This is a genomic window from Marinomonas sp. GJ51-14 (assembly GCF_055808695.1).
This window is the reverse complement of the sequence record NZ_CM147879.1, coordinates 3140050-3157227: the sequence shown is the minus strand read 5'-3', so window position 1 is coordinate 3157227 and position 17178 is coordinate 3140050. Positions and strand designations below refer to the sequence as shown.

At 40.7% G+C, this 17178-nt stretch carries 11 protein-coding genes; 8 read left to right on the top strand and 3 right to left on the bottom strand.

Annotated elements, in window-relative coordinates:
• Positions 1 to 23: 23 nt before the first annotated feature.
• Positions 24 to 764: a spermidine synthase gene (locus tag AC0L3Y_RS15090; RefSeq protein WP_473465612.1), complete on the bottom strand. Its 741-nt coding sequence runs from the start codon at positions 762 to 764 to the stop codon at positions 24 to 26.
• A 73-nt stretch (positions 765 to 837) separates the two neighbouring features.
• Positions 838 to 3912, bottom strand: coding sequence for a D-2-hydroxyglutarate dehydrogenase YdiJ (gene ydiJ, locus AC0L3Y_RS15085; protein ID WP_473465610.1), 3075 nt, complete (start codon positions 3910 to 3912; stop codon positions 838 to 840).
• Positions 3913 to 4117: 205 nt separating this feature from the next.
• Here ydiJ and AC0L3Y_RS15080 point away from each other — a divergent pair, with 205 nt between their 5' ends.
• The 7 genes from AC0L3Y_RS15080 (at position 4118) to AC0L3Y_RS15050 (ending at position 12418) form a co-directional block, all read left to right on the top strand.
• Positions 4118 to 5065 carry a 1-aminocyclopropane-1-carboxylate deaminase/D-cysteine desulfhydrase gene (locus AC0L3Y_RS15080; protein WP_473465606.1) on the top strand — a complete coding sequence of 316 codons (948 nt, stop codon included), beginning with the start codon at positions 4118 to 4120 and terminating at the stop codon, positions 5063 to 5065.
• A 112-nt stretch (positions 5066 to 5177) separates the two neighbouring features.
• Positions 5178 to 6059, top strand: a complete 882-nt coding sequence (locus AC0L3Y_RS15075; RefSeq protein ID WP_473465603.1) for an NAD(+) kinase — start codon at positions 5178 to 5180, stop codon at positions 6057 to 6059.
• Positions 6060 to 6100: 41 nt separating this feature from the next.
• Positions 6101 to 7000 carry a rhomboid family intramembrane serine protease gene (locus AC0L3Y_RS15070; RefSeq protein WP_473465600.1) on the top strand — a complete coding sequence of 300 codons (900 nt, stop codon included), beginning with the start codon at positions 6101 to 6103 and terminating at the stop codon, positions 6998 to 7000.
• A 38-nt stretch (positions 7001 to 7038) separates the two neighbouring features.
• The gene (locus AC0L3Y_RS15065; protein ID WP_473465597.1) at positions 7039 to 7320 is read left to right on the top strand and encodes a YeaC family protein; all 282 of its coding nucleotides are present in this window, start codon (positions 7039 to 7041) and stop codon (positions 7318 to 7320) included.
• Entirely contained in the window at positions 7320 to 8144 is an 825-nt protein-coding gene (locus AC0L3Y_RS15060; RefSeq protein ID WP_473465594.1) for a DUF2797 domain-containing protein, read from the top strand. The genes AC0L3Y_RS15065 and AC0L3Y_RS15060 overlap by 1 nt, the downstream gene beginning before the upstream one ends.
• Before the next feature lie 10 nt (positions 8145 to 8154).
• The gene (pepN, locus tag AC0L3Y_RS15055) at positions 8155 to 10788 is read left to right on the top strand and encodes an aminopeptidase N (protein ID WP_473465591.1); all 2634 of its coding nucleotides are present in this window, start codon (positions 8155 to 8157) and stop codon (positions 10786 to 10788) included.
• A gap of 208 nt (positions 10789 to 10996) precedes the next feature.
• On the top strand, positions 10997 to 12418 hold the full coding sequence (locus AC0L3Y_RS15050; RefSeq protein WP_473465588.1) for a hypothetical protein: 1422 nt from the start codon (positions 10997 to 10999) through the stop codon (positions 12416 to 12418).
• An 89-nt stretch (positions 12419 to 12507) separates the two neighbouring features.
• On the opposite strand, the gene AC0L3Y_RS15045 is transcribed toward AC0L3Y_RS15050, so the two are convergent.
• A complete protein-coding gene (locus tag AC0L3Y_RS15045) occupies positions 12508 to 13005 on the bottom strand; it encodes a dienelactone hydrolase family protein (protein ID WP_473465584.1) in 498 nt (165 codons plus the stop codon).
• A gap of 431 nt (positions 13006 to 13436) precedes the next feature.
• Here AC0L3Y_RS15045 and metH point away from each other — a divergent pair, with 431 nt between their 5' ends.
• Positions 13437 to 17171, top strand: coding sequence for a methionine synthase (metH, locus tag AC0L3Y_RS15040; RefSeq protein ID WP_473465581.1), 3735 nt, complete (start codon positions 13437 to 13439; stop codon positions 17169 to 17171).
• Positions 17172 to 17178: the final 7 nt, after the last annotated feature.

Here is a 17178-nt window from a genome sequence, read left to right as displayed (position 1 = left end):
GGAAAACAAGAAATGAAGATAAATTAAAGAGTAGTAAGGCGAGAAAACCACCGAGTTAAAGGGATGTCTAACTGTGTACTAAGTTTCTGGGCAGAGGCTTTAAGTTCTTTGGTATTTGAGTGGTTTTTGCGTTTTCCTGCAATAATGACCCAATTACCGCTGCCTGTATCGAGGGCACGAACATCGTTAAAATGCACTTTAAGAAGCTCGGTGAGTTCGTGATTGTTTTTTTGGTCGATCCAGCAATTCAGTGCTAACCAGCCATCTTCTTTAATGTTTTTAGCACAGTTCTCGATAAAACTTTCGTGTAAAACAGCTCGATCCATTCCTTGTGTGTTGTATAGGTCTGTCATTAGTATGTCGACTTTTTTTGGTAACCCTTCTGCTATGTAATCTACAGCATTAGCAATATCTAAAGTGATGCGTTTCCCTTTTGGGATTTTAAAATACATTTCTGCAGCATCCATAACTTCTTGACGTAATTCCACCGCGGTAATATGAATCGCAGGGATGGCATAGTGCAATGCATTAAGTAATGTGCCTCCACCTAAACCTAAGATGCAAACTCGTTTGGGTTCACAAAATAACAAGGGTAGCATCATTGCTTGAGTATATTCGTGTTGAAGTATATGAGGTGTAGATAAACGAATACGGCTTTGTTCATCACCTTCAGCAAAAGATAGAATTCGATATTGTCCATCGTCAAAAATACGTATTGGACCAAGTTCATCTGCGCTGTCATGTAGTAAATTTTGGTGACTCATTGCGTTCCTTAATATTAAAAAAATAAGGCTCGGAATACCGAGCCTTATTAAAGTAGTGGAAATGTTTAGGCATTTAGGCTGCAGGCATTTCTCTTAAGTGCTTCAGTAGAGCTTGCGCTGGATGAGGGATAGACACATCATCAAAGCGTTTGGCTTGGCTGCGACAAGAATAACCAGTAGCGACTAATTTCCCATTTAATTCTGAATCGGTTATTTTTTCTTTCCAAGATAACTCATAAATGGTTTTTGACATGTCTTTGTTGGCAGTTTCGTGACCATAGGTCCCAGCCATGCCGCAACAGCCTACGTTCTCAACTTTTAGCTCCAGCCCTAAGATGCTGTAAATCTTCTGCCAATCTTGAATGGATGCAGCTGCATTGGTTTTTTCTGTGCAGTGAGTCATCAAATGGTAGGTAGACTTTTCACAAATTAAAGGCTGATTAATAAGGTGCTTCTCTTTAAGTGCTAGCCATTCTTGCATTAATTGTATATTAGGGATTTGTCGACTATCACCAAAGGCTTTCGCATATTCAGAGCGATAGGTCAGTGTCATAGATGGGTCAATACCAATAAACGGTAAGCCATAAAAGGATAGGCTTTGTAGCATATCTAAATTTTTACGGGCGGTTCTATTAAATGCTTTCATAAAACCGTGAACATGTAATGGTTTCCCGTTTGGCATATAAGGCGCAAGGTAACCTTGAAAACCTAGACGACTGAGTAGTTCCATTGTGTCCAATACCAGTTGTGTTTCGAAGTAGCTAGTGAAAGCATCTTGAACAACAATAACGGCACGTAATCTGTCTTTGTAGCTTAATGATTCAATCGCCAAGGGGGTGGCTAAGCGAATACCCCGTTGTGACATTTCTTTCTTGAGATTATATTTACTCAATTTAGGTGTATCTGTCAGTCCAAGATATTTACTACTTAATTTATTAACCCAAGTGCGGCTCATTAACCAATTATAAGGTCGTGGAAAAATTGCCATAGTAGGAATCATAAATTCCAAAGAGCCAATGAGGTAATCTTTTACTGGACGTAAATAACGACTGTAGTACAGCTCAAGAAACCTTGCTCTGAAGTCTGGTACATCTACTTTAATTGGGCATTGACCTACGCAAGATTTACAGGCTAAGCAACCCATCATAGATTCATGGACTTCGTTTGAGAAATCATAAACTCCACGACGTTTTCCTATGGTGTGAATCAATTTTGGAAAAAAGTTGATAAAAGCGTTGCTGTTTCTTGCAGATTTACTGGCTTTAACTGTATCAACACCTTGCTCGCTCATGCCGCGTAACCATTCACGCATTAGTGAAGCTCTACCTTTAGGGGAGTGTCTACGGTCGCGAGTGCCTTTCCATGATGGGCACATAGCATCATTTGGATCAAAATTGTAACAAGCACCATTACCGTTGCAATACATGCCTTCTTTAAATTGTTCACGATTCTTAATTGGAATTTGACGATCAAATTGACCACGTAATGGCACAGCGTCAATTTTTAATAAATCGACACCGAGTTCAAAGGGGGTTGCAATTTTACCTGGGTTTAATTGGTTACGAGGATCAAAAGCACCTTTAACTTGTTGAACACTCGTGTAGAGGTCTCCGAAGAAAGCAGGCGCATATTCAGAACGAACACCTTTACCATGTTCACCCCATAATAAACCATTGTATTTCTGTGTTAATGCAACCACCTTGTCGGTGATTTCTCGAATCATAGGTTCTTGTGATTCGTCTTTTAAGTCCAGAGCTGGGCGAACGTGAAGTACGCCAGCATCTACATGGCCAAACATACCGTATTGGACATTATAGCTGTCTAATACAGAGCGGAATTCCATGATGAAGTCTGCTAGGTTTTCTGGTGGTACAGCGGTATCTTCAACAAAAGGAATAGGTCGTTTTTCACCTTGCGCATTACCAAGTAGACCAACAGACTTTTTACGCATCCCCCAGATTTTATTCACATTGCTATGACCCATAGCGACGGTATAACCCAAAGTACTACTACCGCCTTGTTCCGATAGTACATCTAACTTGTCAGTCAGTACTTTGATTCTATCTGAAACTTCTTTTTCATCATTGCCAGTATATTCGACAAGGTTGATGCCTTGGATGTTTTCACCGTCATTCTCAGGGAAGAACTCAGCAACCGAATTCCAAATAATGTCGCCTTTCGCAAGACCTAATACTTTTGAATCAACGGTTTCAATTGAAGTAGGTCTTACCGCAAGCAATTCACGTGCATGTCGCAATGAACCTTCAAAACTGTTGTAACGAATATTGACCAAAGCGGCGTAGGTTGGAATCGGTAGTAAATTGACTTTAGCTTCGACGATAAAGCCTAGTGTTCCTTCTGATCCACAGAGTACAGAGTTCATATTGAATAAACCTTCTTCTGTACGAATATGTGCTAAGTCATAACCGGTTAGGCAACGGTTGAGTTCAGGGAAGGTGTCTTTGATTTCTTGGGCTTTATTCTGTTGAATTGAATCAACAGTGCGATGTGCATGAGCGGAATAGTCACTGCCACTTTGAATTCCAGCCAATGTTTCATCATCGATAGGGAAGGATTCAAGCAGTTCGCCATCCAACAATACTGTTTTTAATGATAAAACATGATCTCGTGTTTTTCCGTACATGACGGAACCTTGTCCACTGGCATCGGTATTTATCATTCCACCAATGGTCGCTCGGTTACTGGTTGATAATTCAGGTGCGAAAAATAATCCATGAGGTTTGATAGCTTTATTTAGCTGATCTTTGACAACACCAGTTTCAACACGCGCCCAGCCTTCTTCAGTGTTGATTTCCAAAATACGGTTCATGTATTTAGACAGGTCTACTACCAGGCCGTCAGTGAGCGATTGACCGTTTGTGCCTGTACCGCCGCCTCTTGGGCTTAGAACTATGTCATGAAATTCTTCTTGATTTGATAAGCGGACCAACAACTGAATATCATCAGTATTTTTAGGGTAGATAACCCCTTGAGGAAGTACTTGATAAATAGAGTTGTCAGTTGAGAGCACAACGCGATTAGCGTAGTCAGGATTTGTGTCTCCTGAAAAACCTGAAGTATTCAGACGTTCAATGAAAGAAAGGTATTTCGCCTGAATTGGCGTGACTTCAGAAAGCTTAGGAATCATGTGTCATTTCCATAAATTATGAGTGCGCGAATTTTAACAAAAAAATGTCCATTAGAGTGAAAATTTGAAGAGAAAAATACTTTTAATAACCTGAGTTTATTGCATGATGTTCTTGATGCTACAGAGTATTAGAATTCAAAATAATCATAACCAACAATATGTTATTCTAGCTTAATACTGATTAAACCTATTTTGGGATTCATTCGTGTCATTAATTCACTCCATTATTTTACCTGTTTCATATTCTTCTCAGGATTATGTGCTTGATATCTATCGAGGTGATTTGGAGCACCCTAATGCGCCGGGTAATAAATGGCACAAGCTCCAATATCATCTTGCGGCAGCAAAACGGCAAAATGCGAGTGTCATTGCAACCTTTGGAGGTCCTTTTTCAAACCATCTTCATGCGTTCGGCGCAACGCTTACTCATTCAACTTTTAAAGCTGTTGCTGTTATTCGTGGTGAATTGCAGTCAAAGCTAACGGCGACTTTATTAGATATGGTTGCGGATGGTGTTGAATTGTGGCCGTCGTCTCGTTCAGATTATCGATTAGGGGTAGAGTCCGACGTGGCTCACGAAATAAATCGTCAGTATGGAAATGTGTATTGGATACCAGAAGGTGGTGGAGGATCTTTAGGGGCTTTAGGTTGTCGAGATTGGGCTGCAAGCATTGATCAAATGAATAGTGAATATGATGCTTGGGTAGTTTCAGCAGGGACAGGGACAACGGCGGCAGGCTTATTAGCTCATCATTCTACTCCAGATTTACATGTTTTTAGTGCTCTAAAAGGTGCGGCTAATCAAAGAGATGAAATTATTGAACAAGCCTTAAAAATTATGGTGAATGACAAAAAGAAAGCAAAGCTTGATGAAAAACTATTTTTTCATTCAGACAGTCACGAAGGCGGCTATGCTAAGTTTAGCCCAGTTTTACATGATTTTTTACAGGAGTTTTCTAGACTGAATCCCAATAAGGCTCTGGACCCCGTTTATACCAGTAAAAGTATGTTTGCGGTGACTAATGCTATAAGGAAGGGTACCTGGCCGTATCGTCGTACGTTATTTATTCATACAGGTGGATTGCAAGGTTGGAGAGGGTATTCATCAAGTAGTAATCCATTTTTAGGCTTTGAACGAGATAGCGAGAGTTAGCTTCTTCATGTTAAAGTGGCGCAACTTATGTAAAACCCGCGTTAACTAATGGAAGCGTTAGAATCTTGTTTAGTGGGTTATGTTGTTTTTGATAGACGGAAGAGAATCACGCATGGGTCTTTTTAGACGTGTTGGTATTATTGCTAGGTTAGACAAACCTCAGATTCTGGATACAGTTAAAAAGCTAATGGAGTATCTTCAAGAAAAAGAAGTATCTCCAGTCCTTGAAGGCGAGTTAGCAGCGATGATGCCAGGTGTTAAAGTGGCGTCATCTGCTTTGAAAGAGCTGGGCGATAACTGTGATATGGTCATGGTGGTTGGTGGTGATGGCAGTTTTCTTGGTGCTGCACGTGCTATATGTAATTATGACATTCCAGTGCTGGGTATTAACCGAGGCACATTAGGTTTTTTAACCGACATTTCTCCGCATCGTCTTAAAGAAGAGTTAGATCCTATTTTTCGTGGTGAATACCATGAAGAAAAACGTTTTATGATTGAGGCAAAGATTAAACGCCAAAATCGCCCTAGTGGTGAAGGTATTGCTCTTAATGATTTGGTGCTTCATCCAGGTAAATCAGCACGAATGATTCGCTTTGATTTATTTATAGACGATCAATTTGTCATGACTCAAAAATCAGATGGACTTATTGTGGCAACGCCAACAGGCTCAACGGCTTATGCCTTGTCTGCTGGCGGTCCAATCTTGCTCCCTAAGCTTGATGCTTTGGTGTTGGTTCCTATGCACCCTCATACATTGAGTAATCGACCAATCGTTATTGATGCCAATGCTCGAATTCGTATTGTGGTTTGCGAATCTAATCTGACCTATCCAAGTGTCAGTTGTGATGGGCAGCTTAATATTACTGCAGCACCGGGTGATGAAATTTATATCACTAAAAAAGCTGGAGGAATTCGACTCATACACCCTAAAAATCATGATTTTTATAATGTGTGTCGTGACAAGTTAGGTTGGCAATCCAGTTATCGACCATAGAGAAACCAGATACGACTAAGGTTTTGTTTTCATGAACGTCATTGAGTAAGGTTATTGAGGTCTCCATGTATTTTGTTTATCGATTTGAAAAAACAGAAGACCCTAAGGTATTAACTGAGGCTTTATGGCATCATAAAATTGCTCATCAAGTTATTTTCAACGAGGGGCATAATGAACTTTGGTTGCGTGATCCTCGTCAACTGCCAGCTCTAGAACACATACTTACCTTATGGAAAGAGAATGCTTATGAGCTGGATTATTCGAAAACAAATCTTCCAGTTTTTATATCTTCATCCTCAAGTGTTAGCCTTATTACTCAATTTAAACGAACACCTGTAACCATTTTATTGTTGCTGGTAACTTTGCTTGCAGCAGCTTTAACCAAATTAGGCACTAATTTTGACATGGTAGGGCAATTTACTATTAGTGGTTTTGAGGTTAAAAATAGCCAAATCTATTTTTATAATTTATCTGAGGTCCTTGTCCGAAAAGAGTATTGGCGCTTATTTACACCGGCCTTATTACATTTTAGTGTGCTGCATCTTGTTTTTAATACTCTTTGGGTTTGGGACATAGGTAGAAAACTTGAGCGCTTGCTTGGCTCAGTTGTCTGGGCCGTTGGTGTGTTTATTATTGCTGTGTTAAGCAATGTCTTACAGTATGAAATCAGTGGTTATCCTTTGTTTGGTGGCTTGTCAGGTGTGGTGTATGGCTTGATCGGCTTTGCATGGTTTTTGCCTGTTCTGAATACACGTTTACCGACGATTATTAATAAACAATTGATGATCTTTTTTATTGTGTGGTTAGGTATCGGCTACACACCTTTCCCTGAGATGATTGGTCTTGGCAGTATTGCAAACACAGCTCACAGCATTGGTTTATTTGCTGGTTTAGCTTTGTGCCTTGTATATTGGCTGGCAACAAAGCATCGTCAACATTAATGAAGCAAAAGCTCGTTTGAATCGAGAGAGAAGTGCAAATGAATTTTAAAGAAATGATCGATAACATGTCTCCTGAAGTCTATACCAGCTTGAAACAAGCAGTAGAGCTTGGCAAATGGCCTAATGGCGTACGTTTAACAGAAGAGCAAACAGAATTGTGTTTGCAGGCAGTTATTACGTATGACTACAGCAATAAAACGGAAGAAGAACGTGTCGGTTACATTGATACCAAAGTGCATCAAGCATGCGACAGTAAAACGTCGACGAACGAGCATGAAACCATTAAATGGGTTGGTGAAAGTCCTAAGGACAAGCATTAATGCTGCACGGTACGCTAAAAAAAATGTCCACTGAAGTTCTGCACGGACAGGTGCAGTATTATCTCAACCTTGGTACTGATCGTGTTGCTGTTAATGACTTGCTGGGCAAAAAAATCGCATTGCATATTGACGGTACCATTCATTGTACAAACTGCGGAAAAGTGACTAAAAAGTCTTTTAGCCAAGGCTTTTGTTTCAATTGTTTTAGAAAATTAGCGGCCTGTGATACTTGTATTATGAGTCCTGAAAAGTGTCATTTTCATTTAGGTACCTGTCGAGATCCTGAATGGGCAGAGCAATTCTGCATGCAAAGCCATTATGTTTATTTAGCAAATTCCTCTGCTCTCAAAGTCGGTATTACCCGCGGTGATCAATTACCGACACGCTGGATTGACCAAGGCGCAACGCAAGCGCGTCCATTGTTTCGTGTACAGAACCGAAGAATGTCCGGTTTAGTGGAAGTCTTATTTAAAAGCGAAGTAGCCGATAAAACCAATTGGCGCAATATGCTAAAAGGCTCTTCTATTGTGATGGATCTTGAACGAGAACAAGAGCGCTTAATTGGTCAACTTTATGAAGGTTTGGATGCGTTGCAAAATGAATTTGGTTTGCAATCCATTACCGATTTATCAGACGAAAATGAAACCCACGAATTCAACTATCCAGTTATAGAATACCCAACCAAAATAACCAGTATTAACGCCGAGAAAACGCCACACATCGAAGGTACTTTGATGGGAATTAAAGGCCAATATTGGATGCTTGATACTGGGGTGATAAATATTCGCAAGTACACTGGTTATCAAGCGACATTGACATTTTAGGAGAGAAGAGATGAAAGAGAGTCAACCTTCGACGATATATTTGAAAGATTACAAAGTTCCTCCTTTCCTTATTGATAAAACTGAACTGACATTCGATTTGGACGAAGCGACGACTATCGTCACGTCACGTTTACATATGCGTCGCAATCCAGCTTATGGTAAATCTACTGTTCCTTTGACTCTCGACGGTGGGGAAGGCGTTAAGCTGATTGGGCTGGCGATGGATGATTATACATTGCCTCCAGAAGAATATCGCATCAGTGAAAATAAACTGATTATTACAGCGACAGCTGATGAATTCGTTTTGACCTGTGAAACCTTGATTGAGCCACAAAACAATACTAGTTTAGAAGGACTTTATCGCTCTTCTTCTATGTTTTGTACCCAGTGTGAAGCCGAAGGTTTTCGTCATATTACCTATTATTTAGATCGTCCTGATGTGATGTCTGTTTTCACCACAACCATCATTGCCGATGCAGATCGTTACCCTGTTATGCTTTCAAATGGTAATGAAGTTGAGCGTGGTAAAACAGAAGAGGGTAAAACCTTTGTTGTATGGCATGACCCTTTCCCAAAACCTGCTTATTTGTTTGCTCTGGTTGCAGGTGATCTTGCGGTTAAAAACGATATATTTACAACGCAGAGTAAGCGTGATGTAAAACTGCAAATATTTACTGAGACTCACAATATCGACAAAGTTGATTACGCTATGGAAGCCCTTAAACGTTCTATGCGTTGGGATGAAGAAGCTTACGGTCGAGAATACGATCTAGACATTTTTATGATCGTTGCTGTCGATGACTTCAATATGGGCGCGATGGAAAATAAAGGGTTAAATATTTTTAACTCTTCCTGTTTGCTTGCTAGCCCAGAAACGACAACAGACGACTCTTACTTACGAGTGGAAGCCATCGTTGCCCATGAATATTTCCATAACTGGTCAGGCAACCGTGTTACTTGTCGTGATTGGTTTCAGCTGAGTTTGAAAGAAGGTTTTACGGTTTTTCGTGATCAAACTTTCTCAGCTGATATGCACTCAGAAACAGTGAAACGAGTTGAAGATGTTTCTTTTTTAAGAACCGCTCAGTTTGCTGAAGATGCAGGCCCAATGGCACACCCTGTACGTCCAGCTTCGTTCATCGAAATTTCTAACTTTTACACCTTAACGGTTTATGAGAAAGGTGCAGAAATTGTTCGAATGATTCATACCTTACTTGGTGCAGAAAAATTCCGAGCGGGTTCTGATTTGTATTTCGAGCGACACGACGGTCAAGCCGTTACTTGCGATGATTTTGTTGCCGCGATGCAAGACGCTTCTGGTGTTGATTTGACGCAATTCAAACGCTGGTATTCTCAAGCAGGTACGCCAGTGGTTTCTGTAACAGATGAATTTGATGCTGCGTCTGGAACTTACCGTCTAACTATGAAACAAGAAACGCCAGTTACGCCTAATCAGCCGACAAAGCTAGCGCTGCACATTCCAGTGCGTGTTGGTTTGCTTGATCAGAGCGGTAACGAATTATCAGCAACGCTGGATGGAGTAATAGCAGAAGATCATGTGTTGCATTTAATGTCATCAGAGCAAACGTTTGAATTTACCGGTTTAACTTCCTGCCCTGTACCTTCTTTATTAAGAGGCTTTTCGGCACCAGTTAAATTGCATTATGACTATACACCAGCAGACTTATTGTTACTGATGTCATCGGATTCGGATGGCTTTAATCGTTGGAGTTCTGCGCAGCAATTGGCAGTGAATGAACTTCAAGTGCTTATCGGTCAAGCTATCGTTGGAGAAACCTTGTCGATTGACTCTCAGCTTATTGATGGTTTTAAAGCTTTGATCGGTGACAGCAATCTAGATCCTGCAATGGTGGCTTTGATTTTAACCTTACCTAGCCAAGCTTATTTGTCCGAGTTGGCTAACCCGATTTACCCAGCTGCTATTAAACAGGCAAGACAGTATTTAAAAACTCAGCTTGCGAATGCTATGTCTGACGAGTTTGAGAGCCTTTACGTTAATAACCAAAGCCAAGGTGTTTATCAGGCGAATGCAGAAGACATCGCGCGCCGTTCATTAAAGAACCTTGCTTTGTCTTATTGGGTTGAAACTGACTCGGCAGCTGCTCAGCAAGCTGTTGTTCAGCAGTTTGAGTCTGCGAATAACATGACAGATCAATTTTCCGCTTTATCGATTGCTGTGCATTCTCAGCACGAAAAAGCCGCTGATATGCTGGCTGCTTTCTACGATCAGTGGAAAAATGAACCTTTGGTTGTTAACAAGTGGCTAATGTTGAGTGCTGGACAAGAAAATGATGATGCTTTAGTTAGGGTAAAAGGGTTAATGGAACATCCTGCGTTTGATCTTAAAAACCCAAATAAAGTACGTTCAGTATTGGGTGGGTTTGGTCAAAATATGGCGGCTTTCCACAAGGAAGATGGCAGTGGTTATCGCTTCTTGGCTGATCAAATTATTTTGCTTAATAAGCGCAATCCGCAGATTGCTTCTCGACTTTGTACCCCTCTTACTCGCTGGAAAAAAATGCAGCCTGAGTTAGGTGACAAAATGAAAGTAGAGCTTGAGCGAATTTTGACAGAAGACTTGTCGAAAGATGTTTATGAAGTGATTTCTAAGTGTTTGGCTTAGTCTTAAATTCAGATCATAATTGAATGCTGATTAAATTATTTTCAAAGTATGAAATTGAAGCCTTTAAGGATTATTCTTAAAGGCTTTTTTATGTCTTTCAGGTGCTTTCTAAAATGATAATCTTTACTCTTTCTTTGCAATTAGCCTCTAAGTCTGGCATAAGTGAGGGTAACTTATTGTCGACCTTGAGTTTATTAAGGAGCGAAAAATGAAAGCACGTGTAAAGATTTTAATTCCTTTCACCCTAAGCCTTTTGGTGTCAGCTTGTAGTACATCGTCTCAACAATCTGACTCTAATACTCTTCCTGAGTCAGATATTGCTATATTGTCACAACAACCTTCTGCCTCGCTATTACCTCCAGTGAGTGAAGATAACGAAGCGCTTATTGAAGACCTTGAACAACAAATTGCAAACAATAAATCCCAACTGTCTAGTTTGAATCGTTCTCTTGATGAAAAAGACGCAATGATAGCTTCACTGCAAGCGTCGTCTTTATCTAATGCCGATGCTTTACGTGAATTAGAAGCGCATAAGAAATCAAGAAAAGAGCTTGAAATACAGTTTTCAGCTTTAAATTTGGATAATGATTTATTAAAACGTCGAATCAATGAGTTGGAAAATAAAAATTTAGTACTAGAAGAAGAAAACGCAGATTTAGAATTAGATAATGAAAATGCTCAAAAACAACTTGCTGAACTGAGAAAAAATAATCAAATGCTAGGTGAGTCATTAGCGGAAACGAGAGCAGAGCATCAGACTTTATTTAAAAAGTATCAGGCGCTTAATAACGCTGTTTTATCTATTCAATCCTCTGGTTCTGATACGGCTGAAAATAATAGTAATGTTCAAACCGCAGTTGAATTGTCTCGTTTACAGGCTCAAGTAGAAGAGCAAAGAGCGGTTATTACGGAATATAAGAATGAAATTTTAGAACTTGAATCTGCATTGGATGAGACGAGTAATTTTGAATTACGTTGGAAGGCATTAGATGAAAAGCTTGCTGTAGCTCAACAAAAAAATACTCAATTAACGGCTCAATTGGATGTTGCCGAAGCGGCATTATCAACAGGTCAAAAGGAACGAGATATCTTGCTTTCAAGATTAAATAACGTTCAGCAGGTTTTAGACGCTAAGGAAAATAGCAGTATTGCAGCAGCTGCATCAATGGAAGCCTTACAGTCACAAGTTGGTTCACGTTTGCTTAATGTGCGCTGGCAGCTTCCTAATGAGATGGCATTACATGATATCTTTGAAATTGTCGTTACCGCACGTGCTCAGCCTTCCTTATCTGGACAAGCGTATATTGCGGAACTGGTAACAGACAGCTCTATACAGATGATTAGTGCTCCCGTTGCTAATGCTGTAGTGCAATCCGGTGGATTACAGTGGCGTTGGCGTGTAGCTGGTTTAAATGAGAAACCTGATGCCCAATTGAACCTCATTGTTAACCAACAAATTAATATTCAAGACCAAGAAATAATGAGGCAAGTGTATCGAGGAAGTGAAACCTTATCTTTGGTTAATACAAACTTATTTGAAAAATATGGTTATTGGAGTGGTGCAATTTTACTTGGATTGTTGGGTGGTTTCTTAATAGGGCGCATTAACAAACCTAAAAATATCGTTTAAACGTATTTCAAAGAAAATGGGTTGAATTCGCCATTTAATCCGTTTTCTTACTTATCGTAAACCGTTTTTTTTGGAGTTTAAATTTTTCACTATTGAGAAATAGCCCCAAGCTCCCATTTCTCTGTAATACTCTTAAGTATGATTTCCTTTATCTCTTTCACTGCGCTAGGAGACGGTTGTTTATAGATGTGTTTGTTGTAAGTTCCTGAGGTGAATTGGGCACCTTTAAAAAGATGAAATTCCGTGTTGTCATGGCGACGGGTCATTCGTTCACATGAGTTTCTAATTCCTTTACGGTTTCCCCATGTATCTAGATCGCCATAAAATACATGAACTTGGGTTTTGTCTGTATGACTATTAGGACATCCAGACGAGTCTCCTGGATAGAGTGAGAAAACAAAATCAGGCTTTGGTGAGTCTTTGGCTTTGAGAGCGGCAGTACCTCCCCTTGAAAACCCCATAAGAGCGTAGCTAGTTAGGTCTATTTCAGGGTGTTCTTTTAGGATATTCAAGATAGGAATTATATCTCTGCTGTATTCTTTACCACTTAAACTATCAAGCCCTCTTACTGCCGCGCTATTTATCATGACAAAGCCGATGCCGTACTTAGTTAATCAGCCAGACCAAATGTATGCTCTGCTGTTTCTGTCTCCACTACCTTGAAAATAGATAATGACAAGATATTTTTGATTTGGTTCGAGGGACTTGGGTGGTGTGATAATCACGTATTCGTTCATTGTTTCAGGTTTAATTGCGGTGCTACAACCGGATAGGATGAATGCAGCTAAACCGGATAAGATAATTATTCTTATGAGAGGCTCTCTACTTGAGAGTTTTTTTATAACCTAGCGTTATTGGTATGACAATGTCTAAGGTGGCTGGAATGAATTTGGCGTGATGTGTTGACCCGCATCATCACATTTATCGGATCATTCAATTCCACATTACTTTTTTTCAACGTGAAATGGATTGCTTTTAGGTATAGTACCTCTGCATATTCTATTTTGAGGTAGTGGTCGTGGTAAAGTCTGATTCGTATTCTATTATTGAAAAACGCTTAGCTGAAAATGTATTGATCCTGGATGGTGCTATGGGCACCATGATTCAAGCATATAAGTTAGAAGAGCAGGACTACCGTGGCGAGCGCTTTGCTGATTGGGAAAGTGACCTAAAAGGCAATAATGATCTCTTGTCTCTGACTCAACCCAAGATTATCAAAACGATTCACACAAGCTATCTAGATGCTGGCGCGGATATCATTGAAACCAACACTTTTAATGCCAATTACATCTCCATGCTTGATTATCACATGGAAGAGCTTAGCTACGAGCTTAACTTTGAATCCGCTCGATTGGCTCGTGAAGCAGCCGATGAATTTACTAAGCAAAACCCAAATAAGCCTCGTTTCGTTGCGGGTGCGGTTGGTCCGACCAGCCGAACTTGTACTATTTCACCTGATGTAAATGATCCTGGTTTTCGTAATATTCATTTTGATGAATTGGTATCTGCCTATACAACGGCGGTAGATGCCTTAATCAAAGGTGGTGTCGATATTATTTTGATTGAAACCATTTTTGATACCTTAAACGCCAAAGCCGCTATTTATGCAGTGTTGGATTATTTTGAAAAAACAGGTGTGCGTTATCCGATCATGATTTCCGGTACCATTACCGATGCGTCTGGTCGTACTCTGTCAGGTCAAACCACGGAAGCCTTTTGGAATTCAATCTCTCACGCTAAACCACTTTCTGTTGGCTTAAACTGTGCGTTAGGGCCAAAAGAACTGCGCCAATATCTGGATGAGCTGTCACGCATTGCCGATGTTCATGTTTCATCTCACCCCAATGCTGGTTTGCCTAATGCCTTCGGTGAGTACGATGAGTCGCCTGAAGAAATGTTGGAAGAAATCCAAGAGTGGGTGAATTCGGGTTTCTTAAACATCATTGGTGGATGTTGCGGTACGGCGCCAGAACACATTAAAGCCTTCGCGACGGCCTTTGCTGATGCTACACCACGCGTTATTCCTGAAATAGAAAAGGCATGTCGCTTGTCTGGTCTTGAACCTTTTAATATTGATGGCAATAGTTTGTTTGTGAACGTGGGTGAACGAACGAATGTTACGGGTTCAGCAATGTTTAAACGCCTTATCAAAGAAGGTGATTTTGATACTGCGCTTGATGTGGCTCGTCAGCAGGTTGAAAACGGTGCGCAGATTATTGATATCAACATGGATGAAGGCATGTTGGATTCTCAAGCTGCTATGGAGCGTTTTCTAAAACTGATTGCTTCAGAGCCGGATATCTCCCGTGTACCAATTATGTTGGATTCCTCAAAATGGGAGATTCTTGAAGCTGGTTTGAAGTGGGTTCAAGGCAAGGGTGTCGTCAACTCTATCAGCATGAAAGAAGGTGAAGAGAAGTTTAAAGAACAAGCTCGAACGCTTATGAAGTACGGTGCTGCGGTTATTGTGATGGCGTTTGATGAAGTGGGACAAGCAGACACACGTCAACGTAAAATCGATATTTGTCGTCGCTCTTATCATATTCTGGTTGACGAAGTGGGTTTCTCTCCAGAAGACATTATTTTTGATCCTAATATCTTTGCAATTGCGACAGGTATTGAAGAACACAACCGCTATGCGCTGGACTTTATCGAGGCGACTGGGGATATCACACGTGAATTGCCTTACGCCAAGGTATCTGGTGGTGTGTCTAACGTGTCGTTCTCATTCCGTGGTAATAACCCAGTTCGTGAAGCCATTCATGCGGTATTTTTGTATCACGCCATTAAGCAAGGCATGACAATGGGGATTGTGAATGCTGGGCAGTTAGCCTTGTATGAAGATATTCCTGTGAAACTTCGTAATGCAGTAGAAGATGCCGTGCTTAATCGAACGCCAGATGCAACGGACAATTTACTGGGTATGGCGGCTGAGTTTGCTGGTACGGGTGAAATGGCGGAAAAAGAAACACAAGAATGGCGTAGTCTTCCTGTATCAGAACGTTTGAGTCATGCCTTAGTAAAAGGTATTACTGAATTTATTGATGAGGATACAGAAGAGGCTCGTCAAGAGTTTCCTCGTCCATTAGAGGTGATTGAAGGTCCTTTAATGGATGGTATGGGGATTGTTGGGGACTTATTCGGCTCCGGTAAAATGTTCTTACCACAAGTGGTGAAATCTGCTCGTGTAATGAAAAAAGCCGTCGCTTATTTGATGCCTTATATAGAAGAAGAAAAAGCTCGTAACATGGACACGGCTTCTTCAAGTAATGGCAAAGTTGTTATGGCAACCGTAAAAGGTGATGTTCATGACATTGGTAAAAATATCGTCGGAGTTGTGCTGCAATGTAACAACTTCGAGGTGATTGATTTGGGGGTCATGGTTCCTGCTGAGAAAATACTTCGTACAGCCAAAGAAGTAGGTGCCGACATTATTGGTTTATCAGGTTTAATCACACCGTCTTTAGATGAAATGGTGCATGTTGCTAAAGAAATGGAACGCCAAGGTTTTGACTTGCCAGTAATGATTGGTGGTGCGACAACATCAAAAGCGCATACCGCGGTGAAAGTTGAACAAAACTATAAACGTAATCAAGTAGTCCATGTTACCAACGCGTCTCGCAGTGTGGGTGTCGCAAGTGCCCTGCTAAGTAAAGACCCTAAGCGTCGTCAGAAATTTGTTGATGAAATCAAAGCGGATTATGAAAAAACACGTATTCGTTATAAAGACCGAGCTAAAGCGGGTCGCCGTGTTTCTTTAGATAAAGCGAGATTGAATAAAGCACCTATTGATTTTTCTACTGGTATTGCTGTACCTAAAAAAATAGGTGTGACCGTGATTACTGAAAAAGACATCGATTTTAATCTCGTGAAAGAGTACATAGATTGGACGCCATTTTTCCAAACATGGGAATTGGCTGGTGCTTATCCAAGAATCTTGACAGATGCCGTCGTGGGTGTTGAAGCGACACGCGTTTTTAAAGATGCATTAGAAATGCTTGACGAAGTCATTGCTACGAAATCTTTGCAAGCGCGAGCTGTTGTGGGTATTTTTCCAGCGAACCAAGTCAATCATGACGACATTGAGTTGTATGCTGATGAATCTCGAACGGAAGTCATTGAACGTTTATCTTTCCTTCGTATTCAAAATGAGCTGACTGCACCAGGTAAATACAATCACAGTTTGGCGGATTTTGTTGCGCCGAAAGACAGTGGTGTACCAAATTATATGGGAGCATTTGCTTGTGCTGCAGGCTTTGGTATTGATCCATTGGTTGCGAAATACGAAGCGGATCATGATGACTACAACTCTATTATGATTAAGGCTGTAGCAGACCGTCTTGCCGAAGCGACGGCTGAGTACTTGCACGAAAAAGTTCGTAAGGAAATTTGGGGATACGCCAAGGATGAAGATTTAACCAACGAGCAGTTAATCAAAGAAAAATACCAAGGTATTCGTCCGGCTCCTGGTTATCCTGCTTGTCCTGATCACACCGAGAAAGCCAAGCTTTGGACTCTTCTTGATGTGAAAAAGAATATCGATATGGACATTACGGAAAGCTACGCCATGTTACCAACAGCCGCTGTGAGTGGTTGGTATTTCGCGAATCCTGAAGCAACTTACTTTGGTGTCGGCAAAATTGGCCCAGATCAAGTTGATGATTACGCTGAACGTAAAGGCATGAGTAAAGACGATGCGGAACGTTGGTTAGCGCCAAACCTAGGTTACGACCCAGAAGACGATCGAATTTAACGACACT